Here is a 670-nt window from a genome sequence, read left to right as displayed (position 1 = left end):
GAGTCCGGCCAGAGCAGGCGCTTTGCGAGCACGCCAGACCATGTGGAGCCGGTCCAGTGAAGCTCGGAGGACGCGCGGCCGGTCTTCAGCTCGAAGCCCTCGACGCGCCCGCCCATCTCCGTGCCGTCGGCGTAGACGCGCCAGGCGGCCTCCGGGAGCGGGGCGGAGGCGTCGCGCACGATCAAGTCGAACGTGTTGTCGACGCCGTCGCCCCAGCCCGAGTCCATGTCCAGCTCGAAGTCCGCGAGCGGGAAGAGGGTCTTGCCCGCGCTATCGGCCACTATGAGCTCCACGGCGGCTCGCCCTCCTCCCTGAAGGTCGTGAGCGTGAATCCGAAGCTGCCGTCCCACGACACGGTGGAGGTGCCCGGGCGCAGCTGCTCGAAGCAGTATGAGCCGGAGCCCGCGCCCTCGCCGCGCACGCCGTCGGCGAAGCGGTCCTCCACCTCGCCGTAGGTGCCGATGAGCTGGATGCTCTTCGGGTGGCTCGAGCCGTCGATGACGAGCCGTGAGCCGCCCGGCACGGTCACCTTGGCGCCGTAGGTGTTCGAGAACTCGCCCTGGGCCACGACCACGCGGGGGTTGGTCACGGGGCCGAAGATGGTCATCCTCACGTCGGCGGGGAGCAGGCCCTCGACCGTGACGGTGCGGTTCGCGCCGCTGCCGCCGTA

The 670-nt window shown here is 70.6% G+C and carries 2 protein-coding genes; both read right to left on the bottom strand.

All coding sequences use genetic code 11. From position 1 onward, the window contains the following. The coding region (locus tag ACT84W_RS05775) for a hypothetical protein (RefSeq protein ID WP_444328529.1) at nt 1-293 on the bottom strand (293 nt) is incomplete at its 3' end. Beyond that, nucleotides 281-670: hypothetical protein (locus tag ACT84W_RS05770; protein WP_444328528.1), on the bottom strand; the 390-nt coding region annotated here is incomplete at its 5' end. The genes ACT84W_RS05775 and ACT84W_RS05770, both read right to left, overlap by 13 nt.

The sequence above is a fragment of the Paratractidigestivibacter sp. genome (genome assembly GCF_052362415.1).
Lineage (GTDB): Bacteria > Actinomycetota > Coriobacteriia > Coriobacteriales > Atopobiaceae > Paratractidigestivibacter.
This window is presented reverse-complemented; position numbering and strand designations above follow the sequence as displayed.